Consider the following 16,929-nt stretch of genomic DNA (forward strand, 5'->3'; position numbering starts at 1 on the left):
AGCAGTCTAGTCAGCCCTCGGACTTCGGGTAGTTGCATTGGCAGCCAGCTTGATGACCGAGCGAGTCAGTGCACGGGTGAGTCTGGATCCATGTCAAAAGCATTGCCGCCAATAAAGGCCGGAGCAGTTAAGCCGTAGCAGCTGCCGAGCCTGCGAAGCAGTCGTGAGTGCGGCAGATGCGGTTGGCCTGGGACACCGCCGTTCTGATTTTACGACTGCTGCGCAGCCGAACGCAGCCTCGCAGGCTCGGCAGCTGCTACATAGAGTGCGGCTCGGTTGAAATTGCTTAATTGCGAGTGGCCGGTCAGCCCCGCAAAACGCTGACGAGCTGAGCCAGCCAAGGCTCGGCGTCGGTTTCCGGCGTCACGGTTTCGCTGGCGTCCAGGCGCAGCATCGGCAGGACTTCACGTACGCCCAGTTCGCCGAACAATTCACGCATTTGCTCACCGCCGCCACAGAACGTATCGCCATAACTCGAGTCGCCCAAACCGATCACCGCCCCCGGCAAACCACGCCAGGCTGCCGGCAACTGATCGCGGATGGCGAAATACAACGGCTGCAGATTGTCCGGCAACTCGCCCATACCAGTGGTCGAGGTCACCGCCAAAAACGCTTCGGGGCCAAAGGCCTGAACATCAGCGAGAGTCGCGCGCGGGTTGTGCCAGGTTTCAAAACCGGCGGCGTTCAAAATGCTTGCAGCGTGGCGAGCGACTTCTTCAGCCGTGCCGTACACCGAGCCGGAAAGGATGGCGACTTTCATCAATCTGATCCTGAATCTAAATAAAAGTACGAGATATTAACAGCACCGCCCTCATTGATCTTTTAGAATGCAATGTATCAATCAATATGCAAAGGAGCCTGCGATGATCAACGCCCCATTGCTGCAAATGGTGATCGACGCCTCCAATGACGGCATCGTGATTGCCGAAAAGGAAGGCGAACAGGACAACATCCTGATTTACGTAAACCCGGCGTTCGAACGCCTGACCGGTTATACCAGCGAAGAAATCCTCTATCAGGATTGCCGTTTTTTGCAGGCAGGAGACCGGGATCAGGCAGCCATCGCATTGATTCGCCAAGCGTTGGGCAGTGGCGGCTCCTGCCGGGAAATCCTCAGGAATTACCGCAAGGATGGCACCCCGTTCTGGAACGAATTGTCGCTTTCCACGGTAAAAAACCCGCACGACGGACAGACGTATTTCGTCGGAGTGCAGAAAGACGTCACGGTTCAGGTCAAGGCGCAGCAGCGAGTCGTGCAACTGGAAGCACAATTGGCCGAAGCGCAGGCTGAACTTGCCGCACTCAAAACGACGAACGGCTCAAACCAATCTGCGAATTAGTGGTCATTTACTACAATCACCGATGACTTTGTAATTATTCCTTTCGAGCAAATCATGCAACGCGACGCACTCCTGACGCAGGATGAGCTGGATTTTATCCAGAACATGCAACACAACCCGCAACTCAATGTGCGGGATGCGACGTCGAGTCTGCTCGTCAACGGTGGTTCGCAGATTCGTGACTTGCTCACCCGCCTGGCGGCTCATGAGCAAGTCACCATCCAGGCCAATTTCGAAAATCAGCAAATAACCTTCCCGCTGCACCTGGTGGAAGATGAATTTCACGCAATGCATCTACGCCTCGGCGTCCCCAGCATCTATGAAGACGGGCCGATGGTTCGGCCATGGCGTCTGACGCTCGAAGAGCCAGTGGCACTGGAAAATGCCAAGGGCCAACCCGGCACGATGTGGGTGCACGAAATATCGTTCAAAGGGGTATTGCTGGAGGTTCGCAACAAGACCAAGGCGCCAAAGCATTTCGCGTTGTGGTTCAGCCCGTCAGGTTATGAGCGGATTGCATTGCGCGGCACCTTCGAGCGTGAAACCGAACAGGGTTTCTACGCTTATGAGTTGAGTCAGAGCGACAAGGACGAAACCGAACGTCTGCGTCAGTACATCCTTCAGCAGCATCGTCTGACTCATCCTTCACTGCATATCTGAATCTCAGGTATCCAGGTTTCCCGCGAGGAACTGCTTCAGACGCTGGCGCATTAACACTCCCTCGTTCCCCAGACAACCAATTGATGATCCGGCCAGGCTCTCCTGTGCCAGGTCTGATGCATCCCCGGCCAGCAACACCTGACAATCCAGGCTCATGGCCAAGCGCTTCAAACGTCGAGGCAATTCGCCGGCCGGTGCGTGACTGGAAACCAGCACCAATGCCTTGGGCTTGATCCTCTCACAGATCAGAATCAACTCGTCGAAGGGCTGACCGATCGCCAATAACTGAATAGCCGAATCGACACTGCTCAGATATAGCGCCGTGAGCAGTACTTCGAGTTCACGACATTGGTCGGCCAAGGCGCAGACAATCACTCGTCGAGGTTGCATGACTCGCACTAGCAGCAAGCGTTGCAACACTCGAGCACGTAGAAAACCATCCAGAAAAAGCCACTCGCTGGTCTGACCGAACGCTTCATGGCGTTGTGGCAATAACTTCCAGACCGGAATCAGAATGTCCTGAAACACCACGGTCAGCGGGTAACTGGAGAAAATCTGACCGTAGACGTGCTCCAGTTGAACTTCGTCAAAAGCACTCACCGCGGTCTGGACCTGCTGCTGCCATTGGTCGTAGTCGACCTGAACGAGATCATGGGGGATGATCTGCGCCAATACTTTGAGCGGTTCGGTCTTGGCCAATATCTTGCTGACCTTGCTGACCGCGACACCGCGCTCGATCCAGCCAACGATGCTGCGAACGCGTTCGACATCTGTCATTGAATACAAACGGTGCCCACTTTCGGTGCGAGTAGGTTGTATCAAACCATAACGCCGCTCCCATGCGCGTAGCGTGACCGGGTTGACCCCTGTCAGGCGCGATACTTCACGAATCGGGAACAGTTCTTCTCGAATCAGGGAGGTAGTGGAGGGCAAGCCAGGTGCAAGGTCGGTCAGCACAGGCATTAGGAATTATGTCCATGTGTAAAATTGGATCCATTCTAACGTTGTTGCACCCGTAGTATTCAACACGTTGTTGAAGGTTTTGGCACTGATGTCCCAGGTATAATCCTTGCTTGTTCCCGGACGCAGCCCACCTATCCCAGTGCTGTGCTCAGCGAAGCTCCTATCCGGAGCGGATGCATTTGTAATATGGAGATACATAATGTCTACCTCACCCGTCACGCTGATGGTTGCGCGCCGCGTTGCCGATGGGCGTTATCAAGACCTCATGGCCTGGTTGCGCGAAGGCGAACAACTGGCCACCGACTTCCCCGGTTACCTGGGCTCTGGCGTGCTCGCTCCGCCGCCCGACGATGACGAATTCCAGATCATCTTCCGCTTCGCCGACGAGCCCACAATGCACGCCTGGGAGCATTCCGCGTCGCGCACGGCCTGGCTGGGACGCGGCAGTGATCTGTTTGCCAACCCTCTAGAACATCGGGTCAGTGGCATCGACGGCTGGTTCGGTGCGGTTGGTCAACGTCCGCCACGCTGGAAACAGGCTGTGGCCATCTGGTTGGCGTTCTTCCCGGTGTCCGTGCTGTTCAACCTTGCATTGGGGCCGCTACTGGCTGAAACGGGTTTGCTGACCCGCGTGTTTGTCAGCACCCTGTGCCTGACGCCATTGATGGTGTATTTCTTCATTCCGCTATCAACTCGTCTGCTGGCCGGGTGGCTGCACACCCCATCGGCGCGTCCGTTGCCCGCCGAACCCACCACCCAAAATCAATAACCCCTGTAGGAGCGAGGCTTGCCCGCGAAGAAGGCGCCTCGGTCTATCTGTCAAACCGCGTCATCGTTCTTCGCGGGCAAGCCTCGCTCCTACAAAAGCGACGCGATCGCAGGACATAGGTGAACAACTCCCGTCGCTGGTATAGTTTTGCTCTTACCGCGATGCGAGCCGTTCATGACCTCTTCCGCAGCCCCAATCCTCATCACCGGTGCCGGCCAGCGTGTCGGCCTGCACTGTGCGCAGCGTTTGCTCGAAGACGGCCATCCAGTCATTTTCAGTTATCGCAGCGAACGGCCTGGTGTGCAAACCCTGCGCGATCTGGGGGCGAGCGCGGTGTTTGCGGATTTTTCCAGCGAGGCCGGTATCCTTGCGTTCATCGGCGAGCTGAAAAACCGCACCGACAGTTTGCGGGCGATTGTCCATAACGCCTCCGAATGGCAGGCAGAAACCCCGGGCACCGAAGCCGCGGCCTTCACCCGCATGTTCAACGTGCACATGCTGGCGCCCTACCTGATCAACCTGCACTGTGCCGATTTGCTACGGCGTTCAAGTCCCGCCGACATCGTGCACATTAGCGATGACGTGACTCGCAGGGGCAGCAGCAAGCACATCGGCTACTGCGCCAGCAAAGCCGGGCTCGACAGCCTGACCCTGTCCTTTGCCGCGAAATATGCGCCCGGCATCAAGGTCAACGGTATCGCCCCGGCTTTGCTACTGTTCAATCCCGACGACGACGCGGCGTACCGCGCCAGGGTTCTGGCCAAATCGGCACTGGGCATCGAGCCCGGCAGCGAAGTGATCTACCAGAGCCTGCGCTATTTGCTCGACAACCCTTATGTCACCGGCACGACCCTGACCGTCAACGGCGGACGGCACGTCAAATAAGCCGCTCCCGCGAGGATCTCCCATGACGTTATTCCCGCCACACAACTCCTTGTCAGAGAGCTATCGCGAGATCCTGATCGGCCTCGGTGAAAACCCCGACCGCGAAGGACTGCAAGACACTCCGATGCGCGCCGCCAAGGCAATGCAATACCTGTGTCATGGTTACGAACAAAGTGTCGAAGAAATCGTCAACGGCGCGCTGTTTGCCTCCGACAATGATGAAATGATCATCGTCGACAACATTGAGCTGTACTCGCTCTGTGAACATCACATGCTGCCCTTCATCGGCAAGGCTCATGTGGCTTATATTCCAACGGGCAAAGTGCTGGGTCTGTCGAAGATCGCGCGGCTTGTGGATATGTTTGCCCGCCGCCTGCAAATCCAGGAAAACCTCACCCGGCAAATCGCCGACGCCGTGCGGCAAGTGACCGACGCCGCCGGTGTCGCGGTAGTCATCGAAGCCCAGCATATGTGCATGATGATGCGCGGCGTCGAAAAACAGAATTCGACCATGAACACCTCGGTCATGCTCGGCGCCTTCCGCGAGTCGAGCAACACCCGCCAGGAGTTCCTGCAATTGATTGGACGGAGCAAGTAGCAATGCCACAACTTCAACCAGGAATGGCACGCATCCGGGTCAAGGACCTGTGTTTGCGAACTTTCATCGGGATCAACGAGGACGAAATCCTCAACAAGCAGGATGTGCTGATCAATCTGACCATTCTGTACGCCGCCCAGGATGCGGTGCGTGACAACGATATCGATCACGCGTTGAATTACCGCACCATCACCAAGGCGATCATTGCCCACGTGGAGGGCAATCGCTTCGCCCTGCTCGAACGCCTGACCCAGGAATTGCTGGATCTGATCATGGTCAACCAGTCGGTGCTGTACGCCGAAGTCGAAGTCGACAAGCCCCACGCCTTGCGCTTCGCCGAGTCGGTTTCGATTACCCTGGCCGCGAGCCGCTGACCGCGTCTGGCGCATCGGTCGCCAGGCTTTTATCATCCGCGCCACGATTTGATTGCACAGAGCCCATCATGAACGATCAACAACGCCTGGAACTTGAAGCCGCCGCCTTTCGCCGGCTGGTTACCCACCTGGATAGCCGCAAGGACGTGCAGAACATCGACCTGATGAACCTCTCGGGTTTCTGCCGCAACTGCCTGTCCAAGTGGTACAAGGCCGCTGCCGACGAACGCCAGATCGACGTCAGCCTCGATGAAGCCCGCGAAGTGGTTTACGGCATGCCGTACGCCGAGTGGAAAGCCCAATACCAGAAAGAAGCCAGCGCCGACCAGCAATCGGCGTTCGCCAAAGGAAAACCCAATGAGTGATTTGAACACCCTGCGCGCCAGCCTCAAGAGCGGCGAACACGCTTTCGCCGATACCTTGGCGTTCATTGCCGCCGGTTACGACTATCAGCCCCAGGCGTTCAATAACGGCGGTGTGGAAAACGCCGCCGGGCAGAACGAAGGTTCGTGCAAAACCCTGGGTCTGGCGCTGCTGGAAGGTTTGAGTGATGAAGAAGCGCTGTTGGCGTTTGGCGAACATTACCGCTCGGTGGCGGCCACGCCCGAAGGCAGCGACCATTGCAATATCCGCGCGCTGATTGCACATGGGTTGGCGGGTGTGAAATTCACCCAACAACCTCTGGCCCGCCGCTAAAAGCTTTTTGTAGGAGCACGGCTTGCCGGCGAAGGCGATCTCAAGAACTCCATCGCCGGCAAGCCGTGCTCCTACAGGTATTAGCGGCACATCCCGACTTTTAATATTGACCCGGCAACTTTATTTCGTTTGCCGGGCACCTCTGCTCGCGGCTTAGATAAAAAGAAGCATCCCTTCTTCAGAGTCGGTCATCCATGAGCAGCGAAACCATCAGTCGGTCAATCAACATCGTTCATCCCGTTACGCTCAGCCACGGCAAAAACGCCGAGGTCTGGGACACCGATGGCAAACGCTACATCGATTTTGTCGGTGGTATCGGCGTGCTGAACCTCGGCCATTGCCATCCGCGCATCGTCCAGGCCATTTGCGAACAGGCCTCCCGGCTGACCCACTACGCGTTCAACGCCGCACCGCATGTGCCTTACCTCGAACTGATGGATCGCCTGACGGCGTTTATCCCGGTGGATTACCCGGTCAGCGGCATGCTCACCAACAGCGGTGCCGAAGCGGCGGAAAACGCCCTGAAAATCGTCCGTGGCGCCATTGGTCGCACGGCAGTCATCGCCTTCGACGGCGCGTTCCACGGTCGCACACTTGCCACCCTCAACCTCAACGGCAAAGTCGCGCCCTACAAACAGAAAGTCGGCGCACTGCCAGGTCCCGTGTATCACCTGCCCTTCCCCAGCAAAGATAATGATGTGACCTGCGCCGAGGCTCTGAAGGCGATGGATCGACTGTTCAGCGTCGAGATCGACGTGGATGACGTAGCCTGTTTTATCGTCGAACCGGTGCAGGGCGAAGCGGGCTTCCTGGCGATGGATGTGGAGTTTGCCCAGGCCCTGCGGCATTTCTGTGACGAGAAAGGCATCCTGCTGATCGCCGACGAAATCCAGTCCGGCTTCGGCCGTACCGGCCAGCGGTTTGCGTTCTCGCGACTGGGCATTGAGCCGGACCTGATCCTGCTCGGCAAAAGCATTGCCGGCGGCGTGCCGCTGGGTGCAGTTGTCGGGCGCAAGTCGCTACTCGATAACTTGCCCAAGGGCGGATTGGGCGGCACCTATTCGGGCAACCCCATCGCCTGCGCCGCCGCGTTGGCGACTTTGGACGAAATGACTGACGCGCATCTGCACGCTTGGGGCATGCAACAGGAAGAGGCGATTGTCAGCCGCTACGAATCCTGGCGAGCCCGCGAATTGTCACCGTATCTGGGCCGCTTGACCGGCGTCGGTGCAATGCGCGGCATCGAGCTGAACAATGCCGACGGCACACCGGCCTCGGCGCAACTGACACAGCTGCTCGCCCTCGCGCGCGATTCGGGCTTGCTGCTGATGCCCAGCGGCAAGTCGCGCCACATCATCCGGCTGCTGGCGCCATTGACCACTGAGGCCGCCGTGCTGGAGGAAGGGCTGGATATTCTTGAGGCGTGCCTGGCAAAGCTTTCCTGAACAGCAAACTGCGATCCGGGACTGACGTAGTGAATTATGTTCGCTTGTAGTCCCCGATTTTGCGCCGCAATACTGACCAAACACCCGTGCTGTAGGAGCCAGGCTTGCCGGCGAAGGCGTCCCCAAATCCGCCTTCGCCGGCAAGCCTGGCTCCTACGAAAAGCAGTTCGGATTAACCAATGCCCCCCTTTCATCAAGCGAGATCTCACCACCTACAAGCCCTGAGGCAATCATGTATCACGACAATATAATTTATAAGAAAAAGTCCAATGATCCTCAATTCCTGCTTGGCGTAGCCGTAGTCCTGTTCCTCGGCTCCTACCTGATGAACCTGGGTAACAGCGCCCTCAGTCATTTCCTGCATCCGTTGTTGGGCAATGCTCCAGATGGCCTGACCGCTCGCAATATCGCCATCGGTCTGGCGATTGCCGCACTGGGCACGCTGAACTTCCACGTCCTCGGGCGCTTGAAGTTCAAGGTGCAGACCACCGTGGTCTGGATCGAATTGTTGATCCTGTTCCTGGCGTTCTTCGACACCTTCGACCTTTCCTACAGCTTCATCTTCGACAAGATCGGTTTCCTGATCATCCAGGGCGCTGCCACCACGCTGTACATCTCTGCCATCGCGATTGTGATTGCCTTCGTGCTGGCGTTGATCGGTGCCGTGGCCAAGCTGTCGAACAATGGCTTGGCCAACGCGATCGCCTCGTTCTACACCTCGTTCTTCCGCGGCGTGCCGCTGCTGATCCAGATCTACCTGATTTACCTTGGGCTGCCGCAACTTGGCTATGTGGTCGACGCGGTGCCGGCCGGCATCCTGGCGTTGTCGCTGTGCTACGGCGCCTACATGACGGAGATTTTCCGTGCAGGCATTCAGAGTATTCCGGTGGGCCAGTGGGAAGCTTCACGGGCGCTGGGCATCAACCCGTTCAAGACCCTGAGCCGGGTGATCATGCCGCAAGCCTTGCGGGTGATTATTCCGCCCACCGGCAACCAGTTCATCGCCATGCTCAAAGACAGTTCGCTGGTGTCGGTGATCGGCGTCTGGGAACTGATGTACCTGGCCAAGACCCAGGGCCGCGCGGATTTCCGCCACCTGGAAATGCTGATCACCGCCGCGATGATCTATTGGGCCCTGTCGTTCATCCTCGAACGGGTACAGGCGCGAATCGAAAAACGGGTCAACCGATCCATTGCAAGGGGTTGATGCGTGATGACTCGAACCAATACCGCTGAGCAACTCGACCTGGCACCTGCTGTGAAGACCAGCCCCTCGATGATTTCTATCACCGGCCTGAACAAGTGGTACGGCAATTTTCACGCCTTGCGCGATGTCGACCTGAACGTCGCCACGGGCGAAATTCTGGTGGTGTGCGGGCCGTCGGGCTCGGGCAAGTCAACGATGATTCGTTGTATCAACCATCTGGAGAATTTTCAGAAGGGCCAGATTCAAGTCAACGGCATCACCCTCACCAGTGAGGCAGACAGTGTCAGCGCCGTTCGCCGGGAGATCGGCATGGTGTTCCAGAGTTTCAATCTGTTCCCGCACTTGAGCGTGATGGACAACCTGACCCTGGCCCCGCAACTGGTGCAAGGCGTGTCGTCCGCCGAGGCGAAAAAGCGTGCTCAGGTCTATCTGGAGCGAGTGCGAATTGCCGAGCATGCGCACAAGTACCCGTCGCAATTGTCTGGCGGTCAGCAGCAGCGAGTGGCGATTGCGCGAGCGCTGTGCATGAACCCCAAAGTCATGCTGTTCGATGAGCCGACCTCGGCACTGGACCCGGAAATGGTCCACGAAGTGCTGGATGTGATGGGCGAGTTGGCCACCGACGGCATGACCATGATTTGCGTGACCCACGAAATGGGTTTTGCCAGCAAGGTCGCCGACCGCGTGCTGTTCATGGACCAGGGCCAAGTCATCGAACAGGCCACCCCTGCCGAATTTTTCAACAACCCGCAGACCGAACGCGCGCAGCAATTCCTGTCGCAAATCATCGGTCACTGAGAACTGCTTTTACCCCCGCATAACAATAACGAGAAGTGGAGATGAACATGCTCAGTAAAAAACACGCACTTACCCTCGCAGCCGCCATGTCGCTGTTGTTCGTCGGCGCCGCCAACGCCGGAGCCGTACTGGACAAAATCCAAAGCAGCAAAACCATGACTGTCGCCACTTCGGCAACCTGGCCACCGCAGGGTTTTATCAACGACAAGAATGAAATCGACGGGTTCGACATCGACGTTTCCAAGGAGATCGCCAAGCGTCTCGGCGTCGCGGTCAAGTTCATCACCCCCGACTGGGACGTGATCACCGCAGGCAAGTGGAACGGCCGCTGGGACATGTCCGTGGGCTCGATGACCGCCACCAAAAGTCGCGCACGGATCCTCGACTTTCCCGCGACCTATTACTACGTGCCCTACGTGTTTGCGGTTCACAACAAATCCACACTCACCGACCACAAAGCCCTCAATGGCAAGACGATCGGTGTCGAAGGCGGCACCACTTCCGAGGATTACCTGAACCAGGCGCTGGCCATCGAAGCGTCGGACATGCCGCCCGTGGCCTACGACGTACAGACCACAAAGATGAAAACCTATGCCGGTTCCCTCGGGCCGCTGGATGACCTGCGCCTGGGCGATGGCGTTCGTCTCGACGGCATCCTCACTCAGCGCAGCACGCTGGAATCTGCCATCAAGAAAAATTACCCGCTGCGAGCCATCGATGACGGCGTGGTGTTCTACGAACCACTGGCCGTCGCCACCGACAAGGGTGACCCGGAGTTGAAAGCCAAACTCAGTGAAATCATCGGCGCGATGCACAAGGACGGCACGCTGACCAAGCTGTCGACCAAGTGGTACGGCGTGGACTACTCGACGGTTAAGTAACCGCTTCGATCACACCGCCCACCTGTGGGAGCGAGCCTGCTCGCGATGAGGCCATAACATCCAGTATCAATGTTGAATGTTAGACCGCCATCGTCGGATCACCGCCCGGAGCAGGCTCGCTCCCACAAAAGCCAGACGTTTGCTTCATTGACCGGTAACTAGTCATGTCCTTCCCCACCACCTGGTATTCCCAAACCTCGCTGCCCCGCGCGGCCAGGTCCGAACTGAACACCTACCAAACCTGCGACGTCTGCATCATCGGCGCCGGGATCGCGGGCCTTACCACCGCCCTGGAACTGACCCGGCGCGGTAAACGTGTGGTCATCCTCGAATCCCATCAAGTCGCTTGGGGCGCATCGGGCCGCAATGGCGGCGTGGTCTCGCCGGGCTGGGCTGAAGGGTCGGGGGCGATTCGCAAAAAACTTGGGCTGGAACAGGCCAAGGGGCTGTTTCAAATGTCCGTCGAAGGCGTGGAAATAGTGCGCCACAACATCGCCGAACTGGCTCTGGGCGGCTGCGATCCATCCGCCGGCACGATTCGAGTCAAGCGTTACGACGACAGCGCTGGCGTGAAAAACCACATCGACACCATGCGTCGTGACTTCGGCTATGAACTCAACTACCTCGACACCACCCAGGTTCGCGAACGGGCCCACACCCTGCGCTATTTCCAGGGCATCGAGGATCCGAATGCCTTGCACTTTCATCCGCTGAATTATTGCCTGGGCCTGGCCCTCGCCATCGAAGCGGCTGGAGGGCAGATTTTCGAACACTCAAAAATGCTGGCCTGGCATCGCGAGGGCAGCGATAAAATTGTCCAGACTGCTCACGGCTCCGTGCGCTGCCAGGACCTGGTGTTCTGCGCCGGCGGTTACGGTGGCCCCGAATTGCAGAAACTCAGCCGCGCCTACCTGCCCATCGCGACCTACGTGGTGTTGATCGAACATCTGGGCGACTCGATCAAAAACGTCCTCGACTCCGGTGCCGCCTTCTCCGACGACCGCCGCGCCTCGGACTACTATCGCGTGGTCGAAGGCGACCGTCTGCTCTGGGGCGGACGCATCACCACCCGCAACGAACAGAACGAAAAAGCCTTGGCGGCCATGCTCAAGGCGGACATGGTCTCTGTGTATCCACAACTGGCGCCGGTAAAAATCGAGCTGGCCTGGTCGGGCCTGATGGGGTACTCCACCAACAAAATGCCTAATCTGGGGCTGTTGGAAGCGGGCGTCTGGGCCTGTACTTCGTTTGGCGGCCATGGCCTGAATACCGGCTCGATTGGCGGTAGGGTCATTGCCGAAGCCGTGTGCGGGGAAAGTGCGCGGTATCAGTTGTTCAAGCCGTACTTGCTGGACTGGAACGGTGGGCCGTTCGGGCGAGTTGCGGCCAATGCGATTTATCAGTCATTGAAGGTGATGGATTTTGTTCAGGAACGGTTTCGCGGTTGATCGCAATCGACTTCGGACAAAAATCTGTGGGAGCTGGCTTGCCTGCGATAGCGGTGTATCAATCGACGTCAATGTTGAATGATAAATTGCTATCGCGGGCAAGCCACGCTCCCACAGGTTTTTCGATCGGCCTCTAAACCGTGGGCAGAAAAAAACCGGCCGAAGCCGGTTTTTTGCTTTCTACAGAATCAGCATCAAGCGTTCTGCAGATCGTCGAGGTAGCGCTCGGCGTCCAGTGCCGCCATGCAACCGGCGCCGGCCGAGGTGATGGCTTGACGGTAAACGTGGTCAGCCACGTCACCGGCGGCGAAGATGCCTTCGAGGTTGGTCGCAGTGGCGTTGCCGTCACGGCCGCCCTGCACAACCAGGTAGCCGTCTTTCAACGTCAGCTGGCCTTCGAACAACGAAGTGTTCGGAGTGTGGCCGATGGCGATGAACACGCCGTCGACTTTCAGCTCGTCGAAGCTGCCGTCGTTGTTCTTCAGGCGAGCACCGGTCACGCCCATGTTGTCGCCCAGCACTTCGTCCAGGTTCGAGTTCAGCTTCAGGACGATCTTGCCTTCGGCAACCCGTGCATTCAGCTTGTCGATCAGGATCTTCTCGGCGCGGAACGTTTCGCGACGGTGGATCAAGGTGACGGTGCTGGCGATGTTGGCCAGGTACAGGGCTTCTTCCACAGCCGTATTACCGCCACCGACCACAGCCACTGGCTTGTTGCGATAGAAGAAACCATCGCAGGTCGCGCAGGCCGAGACGCCTTTGCCCATGAACGCTTCTTCCGATGGCAGGCCCAGGTAACGGGCGCTGGCGCCGGTAGCGATGATCAGTGCGTCGCAGGTGTAAGTCGCGCTGTCGCCAATCAGTGTGTATGGCTTGGCGGCGAAGTCCACGGCATTGATGTGATCGAACACGATCTCGGTTTCAAAGCGCTCGGCGTGCTCTTTCATCCGCTCCATCAGCGCCGGGCCGGTCAGGCCGTGGACGTCGCCCGGCCAGTTGTCGACTTCGGTGGTGGTGGTCAGTTGACCGCCAGCCTGCATGCCAGTGATCAGCAGTGGCTTGAGGTTGGCACGGGCGGCATAGACCGCGGCGCTGTAACCGGCAGGGCCGGAACCGAGAATAATCACTCGCGAATGACGAACTTCAGACATGACCTGCTCCTGTTGACCGGGCCCGAACAACTGGGCGCGGAACGCCGGATTGCCGGCGGGAATAAAAAAGGACCGTTGAAAGCACTTGGGGAAGGCTTGGGCTCGACAGTCCTGTAAAAAGAATGGGTGCAGCGTATCGAGGGGGCGAAGATTAAGGAAATACGGTTTAACAATCCAGCTCATAGGCGGTCTCTATCCCGTCGAGGTGAATATATAGACGCCTTTGTTACAGTTAATGTCGATGCCGCTACCGCGCTTTCACCTGTCAGGCAAAGCCGGTAAGGTCGGCGCGTTTACCCTTTGCCCGGAGCACGTTATGCCCGCCCCCGTTCTGTCTGGCCCGCAATACCTGCGCGAGGGCCTCAAGCTGGTCCTGAGCCCAAGCCTGCGCTTGTTCGTGTTGTTGCCGCTGGCGATCAACCTGGTGCTGTTCGTCGGATTGATCTATCTGGCCGGCCATCAGTTCAGTCTGTGGGTTGATACGCTGATGCCGTCCCTGCCCGATTGGCTGAGCTTCCTCAGCTACGTCCTCTGGCCGATTTTTGTCGTGTTGGTGGTGTTGATGGTGTTTTTCACCTTCACCATGCTCGCCAATATCATTGCCGCGCCGTTCAATGGCTTCCTCGCGGAGAAAGTCGAAGTGGTGGTGCGCGGCACCGACGACTTCCCGGCCTTCAGTTGGGGCGAACTGATCGCCATGATCCCGCGCACCCTGTCCCGGGAAATGCGCAAACTTGGCTACTTCCTACCCAGGGCCATCGGGCTGTTCATCCTGTCGTTCATCCCGGTGGTCAACATCATCGCCGCGCCGCTGTGGCTGTTGTTTGGGGTGTGGATGATGGCGATCCAGTACATCGACTACCCGGCGGATAACCACAAACTCGGCTGGAACGAAATGCTCGCCTGGCTGCGGCAGAAGCGCTGGCAGAGCCTCGGCTTCGGCGGCAGCGTGTATCTGGTGTTGCTGATTCCGGTGGTCAACATTCTGATGATGCCGGCGGCCGTGGCTGGGGCGACGCTGTTCTGGGTGCGTGAGCGTGGCGCGGAGAATCTGGTGGCAGAACGCCGTTAATCGCGTCACAAATCCATCATCCAACCGTCACAATGACGACATGGCCTCAGCCGACACTGAGGTCATGACGACAACTCTGCATATCACCCTGATCACCGAAACCTTCCCTCCGGAAATCAACGGCGTGGCCAATACCCTTGGTCGCTTGTTCGACGGTTTGCGCGCGCGCGGGCATCAGGTCGAGTTGGTGCGGCCACGCCAGGGTGGCGACCCGCTCATGGGCAGCAACGATGAGTTGCTGTTGTGTCGAGGCTGGCCGCTGCCGGGTTATCCCGGCCTGCAATGGGGTCAGTCGTCGATGCACAAGTTGCTGCGGCGCTGGAAACGGCATCGTCCGGATGTGTTGTACATCGCCACCGAAGGACCGCTGGGGTTGTCCGCGTTGCGCGCGGCACGGCGTTTGGGAATTTCGGTGGTCAGCGGCTTTCATACCAATTTTCAGCAGTACTCCAGCCAGTACGGCCTCGGGCTGCTGACGCGCTTGCTGACTCACTACCTGCGCTGGTTTCACAATCGTTCAACCCTGACCTTGGTGCCCAGCGCCAGCCAGCGACTGGAACTGGAACGCCGCAGTTTCGAGCGCCTGGCGCTGCTCTCTCGAGGCGTCGACAGCCAATTGTTTCATCCGGCCAAACGGCTGAAGCCGCTACGTGAGCAATGGGGACTGGCCGAGGATGATATTGCCTTCATCCACGTAGGACGCCTGGCTCAGGAGAAGAATCTTGGCTTGCTCAAGCGCAGTTTCGACACGCTGAAAATGAGTTATCCACAGCGAAAGATGAAATTGATTGTGGTCGGTGACGGTCCGCAACGTTCAATGCTGGAAAAGGAATTGCCCGAGGCGATTTTCTGCGGCTCACAACGCGGCGAAGCCTTGGCCAGTCACTATGCGTCGGGGGATGTGTTTCTGTTTCCAAGCCTGACCGAAACCTTCGGCAATGTGGTACTTGAGGCATTGGCCTCGGGGCTGGGGGTGGTGGCGTACGATCAGGCCGCGGCGGCCCAGCATATTCGCCATGGCTACAACGGCGTACTGGCCATGCCCGGGGATGAAGAGGCGTTCTGCGATGCGGCACGCTGGCTGCTGGAGGAGCGCGAAACCTTGCGCTGCGTGCGGCTTAATGCGCGCCAGCATGCGAGTCGTCAGGGGTGGGCGGCGATTATCGAGCAGTTCGAGGGGCAGTTGCGCGGGGCTTGTGTTGGGGAGCAGGTGGTTCCCAATGCCCAGACCTTGCCTTGAAAAGCTTCGCGGGCAAGCCTCGCTCCTACAGGTTAGCGTCGCTCGCAATATTGTGACCGACACAAATTCTGTAGGAGCGAGGCTTGCCCGCGAAGAGGCCCGCCCGGATGCCGCTTAAACCAGCGTCATCAACGCCTCACGGCTGAACGGCAGGATGTCTTCCTCACGACCGTCGCGCACTTTCTGCGCCCAGTCCGGGTCCACCAGCAACGCACGACCCACGGCCACCAGATCGAACTCATCGTTGTTCAAACGCTCCAGCAGTTTTTCCAGGCTGGCCGGTTGGGCGATCTTGTCGGTGTTGACCATGAACTGCAGGAACTCGCCGTCCAGGCCGACGCTGCCGACGGTGATGGTTGGCTTGCCGGTGAGCTTGCGGGTCCAGCCTGCCAGGTTGAGTTCGGAACCATCGAATTCCGGCTCCCAGAAACGCCGCGTCGAACAGTGGAAAATATCCACGCCGGCGTCGGACAATGGCTTGAGGAATTCGCCCAAGGCTTGCGGGGTTTGCACCAAACGCGCGGTGTAGTCCTGCTGCTTCCATTGGGAGAAACGGAAGATGATCGGGAAACCCTCACCGACCGCTGCACGCACCGCCTGAATCAATTCGATGGCGAAACGCGAGCGATTGGCCAGGCTGCCACCGTATTCGTCAGCGCGCTGATTGCTGCCTTCCCAGAAAAACTGGTCCACCAGATAACCGTGGGCACCGTGGATTTCCACGCCGTCCATGCCGATGCTCTGTGCATCCTTGGCGGCCTGGGCGAATGCGGCAATCACGTCCTGAATATCCTGTTGGGTCATGCCGTGAACCACGACCTGACCGTCCTTCAATTTTTCCGATGGACCGTACCCCGGCACGCTGGCGTCCGGCTCGGTGCCGATGCGGCGCACGCTGCCCACATGCCACAGTTGCGGAACGATCTTGCCGCCCTCGGCATGCACCGCATCGACGACTTTCTTCCAGCCGGCCAATGCCGCTTCGCCGTAGAAGTGCGGCACGTTCGGGTAGCCATTGGAGGCCTTGTGACCGACGGTGGTGCCTTCGGTAATGATCAGCCCAACCCCGGCAGCGGCTCGACGACGGTAGTACTCGATCACTTTGGAATTGGGCACGCCGCCCGGCGAAAACGAGCGGGTCATCGGCGCCATGACGACGCGGGTCGGCAACTCGAGAGCGCCTAGGTGAAAAGGCTTGAACAGGGCTTTGACAGGCATGGGACGCTCCACGGGACATAGACTTTATGACGGCGATAATATGGAGAGTCGCAAGGCTTGAACAGCACTATTGATTGCGGTGATTAAGGTCTAAAAGATAGGAAAATTTGTAGGAGCGAGGCTTGCCCGCGAAGGCGTCATGTCAGTCAGCAATAATGTCGACTGACATGACGCCTTCGCGGGC

Annotated in this window: 19 protein-coding genes; 15 read left to right on the forward strand and 4 right to left on the reverse strand. The window is 58.4% G+C overall.

Annotated features, from left to right (window positions below):
• Positions 1-304: 304 nt before the first annotated feature.
• A complete protein-coding gene (locus NHU87_RS27275; protein ID WP_253554449.1) occupies positions 305-760 on the reverse strand; it encodes a flavodoxin in 456 nt (151 codons plus the stop codon).
• Between the two features lie 103 nt (positions 761-863).
• Here NHU87_RS27275 and NHU87_RS27280 point away from each other — a divergent pair, with 103 nt between their 5' ends.
• Positions 864-1,340: a PAS domain-containing protein gene (locus NHU87_RS27280; protein ID WP_253554452.1), complete on the forward strand. Its 477-nt coding sequence runs from the start codon at positions 864-866 to the stop codon at positions 1,338-1,340.
• A 54-nt stretch (positions 1,341-1,394) separates the two neighbouring features.
• Positions 1,395-2,000, forward strand: coding sequence for a hypothetical protein (locus NHU87_RS27285; RefSeq protein WP_253554455.1), 606 nt, complete (start codon positions 1,395-1,397; stop codon positions 1,998-2,000).
• A 3-nt stretch (positions 2,001-2,003) separates the two neighbouring features.
• On the opposite strand, the gene NHU87_RS27290 is transcribed toward NHU87_RS27285, so the two are convergent.
• The gene (locus NHU87_RS27290; RefSeq protein WP_253554464.1) at positions 2,004-2,963 is read right to left on the reverse strand and encodes a MerR family transcriptional regulator; all 960 of its coding nucleotides are present in this window, start codon (positions 2,961-2,963) and stop codon (positions 2,004-2,006) included.
• Positions 2,964-3,162: 199 nt separating this feature from the next.
• Here NHU87_RS27290 and NHU87_RS27295 point away from each other — a divergent pair, with 199 nt between their 5' ends.
• The 11 genes from NHU87_RS27295 (at position 3,163) to NHU87_RS27345 (ending at position 12,064) form a co-directional block, all read left to right on the forward strand.
• The gene (locus NHU87_RS27295) at positions 3,163-3,732 is read left to right on the forward strand and encodes an antibiotic biosynthesis monooxygenase (protein ID WP_253554468.1); all 570 of its coding nucleotides are present in this window, start codon (positions 3,163-3,165) and stop codon (positions 3,730-3,732) included.
• Between the two features lie 174 nt (positions 3,733-3,906).
• On the forward strand, positions 3,907-4,617 hold the full coding sequence (folM, locus tag NHU87_RS27300; RefSeq protein WP_253554470.1) for a dihydromonapterin reductase: 711 nt from the start codon (positions 3,907-3,909) through the stop codon (positions 4,615-4,617).
• Positions 4,618-4,639: 22 nt separating this feature from the next.
• Positions 4,640-5,215: a GTP cyclohydrolase I FolE gene (gene folE, locus NHU87_RS27305; protein ID WP_253554473.1), complete on the forward strand. Its 576-nt coding sequence runs from the start codon at positions 4,640-4,642 to the stop codon at positions 5,213-5,215.
• A 2-nt stretch (positions 5,216-5,217) separates the two neighbouring features.
• Complete coding sequence (folX, locus tag NHU87_RS27310) at positions 5,218-5,589, forward strand: dihydroneopterin triphosphate 2'-epimerase (RefSeq protein ID WP_030128633.1); 372 nt, start codon at positions 5,218-5,220, stop codon at positions 5,587-5,589.
• 68 nt (positions 5,590-5,657) lie between these two features.
• Positions 5,658-5,954 (forward strand): DUF1244 domain-containing protein, encoded by a 297-nt coding sequence (locus NHU87_RS27315; RefSeq protein WP_253554488.1) that lies wholly within the window; start codon positions 5,658-5,660, stop codon positions 5,952-5,954.
• Positions 5,947-6,285 carry a HopJ type III effector protein gene (locus NHU87_RS27320; protein WP_253554491.1) on the forward strand — a complete coding sequence of 113 codons (339 nt, stop codon included), beginning with the start codon at positions 5,947-5,949 and terminating at the stop codon, positions 6,283-6,285. The genes NHU87_RS27315 and NHU87_RS27320 overlap by 8 nt, the downstream gene beginning before the upstream one ends.
• Positions 6,286-6,479: 194 nt before the next feature.
• A complete protein-coding gene (locus tag NHU87_RS27325; protein ID WP_253554494.1) occupies positions 6,480-7,730 on the forward strand; it encodes a 2-aminoadipate transaminase in 1,251 nt (416 codons plus the stop codon).
• Between the two features lie 232 nt (positions 7,731-7,962).
• Positions 7,963-8,937 (forward strand): amino acid ABC transporter permease, encoded by a 975-nt coding sequence (locus tag NHU87_RS27330; RefSeq protein WP_052965549.1) that lies wholly within the window; start codon positions 7,963-7,965, stop codon positions 8,935-8,937.
• 69 nt (positions 8,938-9,006) lie between these two features.
• A complete protein-coding gene (locus tag NHU87_RS27335) occupies positions 9,007-9,735 on the forward strand; it encodes an amino acid ABC transporter ATP-binding protein (RefSeq protein WP_253554526.1) in 729 nt (242 codons plus the stop codon).
• A 47-nt stretch (positions 9,736-9,782) separates the two neighbouring features.
• Positions 9,783-10,616: a transporter substrate-binding domain-containing protein gene (locus NHU87_RS27340; RefSeq protein ID WP_253554504.1), complete on the forward strand. Its 834-nt coding sequence runs from the start codon at positions 9,783-9,785 to the stop codon at positions 10,614-10,616.
• Between the two features lie 164 nt (positions 10,617-10,780).
• A complete protein-coding gene (locus NHU87_RS27345) occupies positions 10,781-12,064 on the forward strand; it encodes an NAD(P)/FAD-dependent oxidoreductase (RefSeq protein WP_253554506.1) in 1,284 nt (427 codons plus the stop codon).
• Between the two features lie 194 nt (positions 12,065-12,258).
• Here the strand turns inward: NHU87_RS27345 and trxB are convergent, their stop codons facing one another.
• Positions 12,259-13,215 (reverse strand): thioredoxin-disulfide reductase, encoded by a 957-nt coding sequence (gene trxB, locus NHU87_RS27350; RefSeq protein ID WP_253554508.1) that lies wholly within the window; start codon positions 13,213-13,215, stop codon positions 12,259-12,261.
• 316 nt (positions 13,216-13,531) lie between these two features.
• Here trxB and cysZ point away from each other — a divergent pair, with 316 nt between their 5' ends.
• The gene (cysZ, locus tag NHU87_RS27355) at positions 13,532-14,287 is read left to right on the forward strand and encodes a sulfate transporter CysZ (protein WP_253554510.1); all 756 of its coding nucleotides are present in this window, start codon (positions 13,532-13,534) and stop codon (positions 14,285-14,287) included.
• 40 nt (positions 14,288-14,327) lie between these two features.
• Positions 14,328-15,527, forward strand: coding sequence for a glycosyltransferase family 4 protein (locus NHU87_RS27360; protein WP_253554513.1), 1,200 nt, complete (start codon positions 14,328-14,330; stop codon positions 15,525-15,527).
• A 114-nt stretch (positions 15,528-15,641) separates the two neighbouring features.
• Here NHU87_RS27360 and NHU87_RS27365 read toward each other — a convergent pair whose 3' ends face one another.
• A complete protein-coding gene (locus tag NHU87_RS27365) occupies positions 15,642-16,745 on the reverse strand; it encodes an NADH:flavin oxidoreductase (protein ID WP_253554516.1) in 1,104 nt (367 codons plus the stop codon).
• Positions 16,746-16,929: the final 184 nt, after the last annotated feature.

It is taken from the genome of Pseudomonas mandelii (assembly GCF_024138395.1).
In the GTDB taxonomy this organism is placed as follows: Bacteria; Pseudomonadota; Gammaproteobacteria; order Pseudomonadales; family Pseudomonadaceae; genus Aquipseudomonas; species Aquipseudomonas mandelii_E.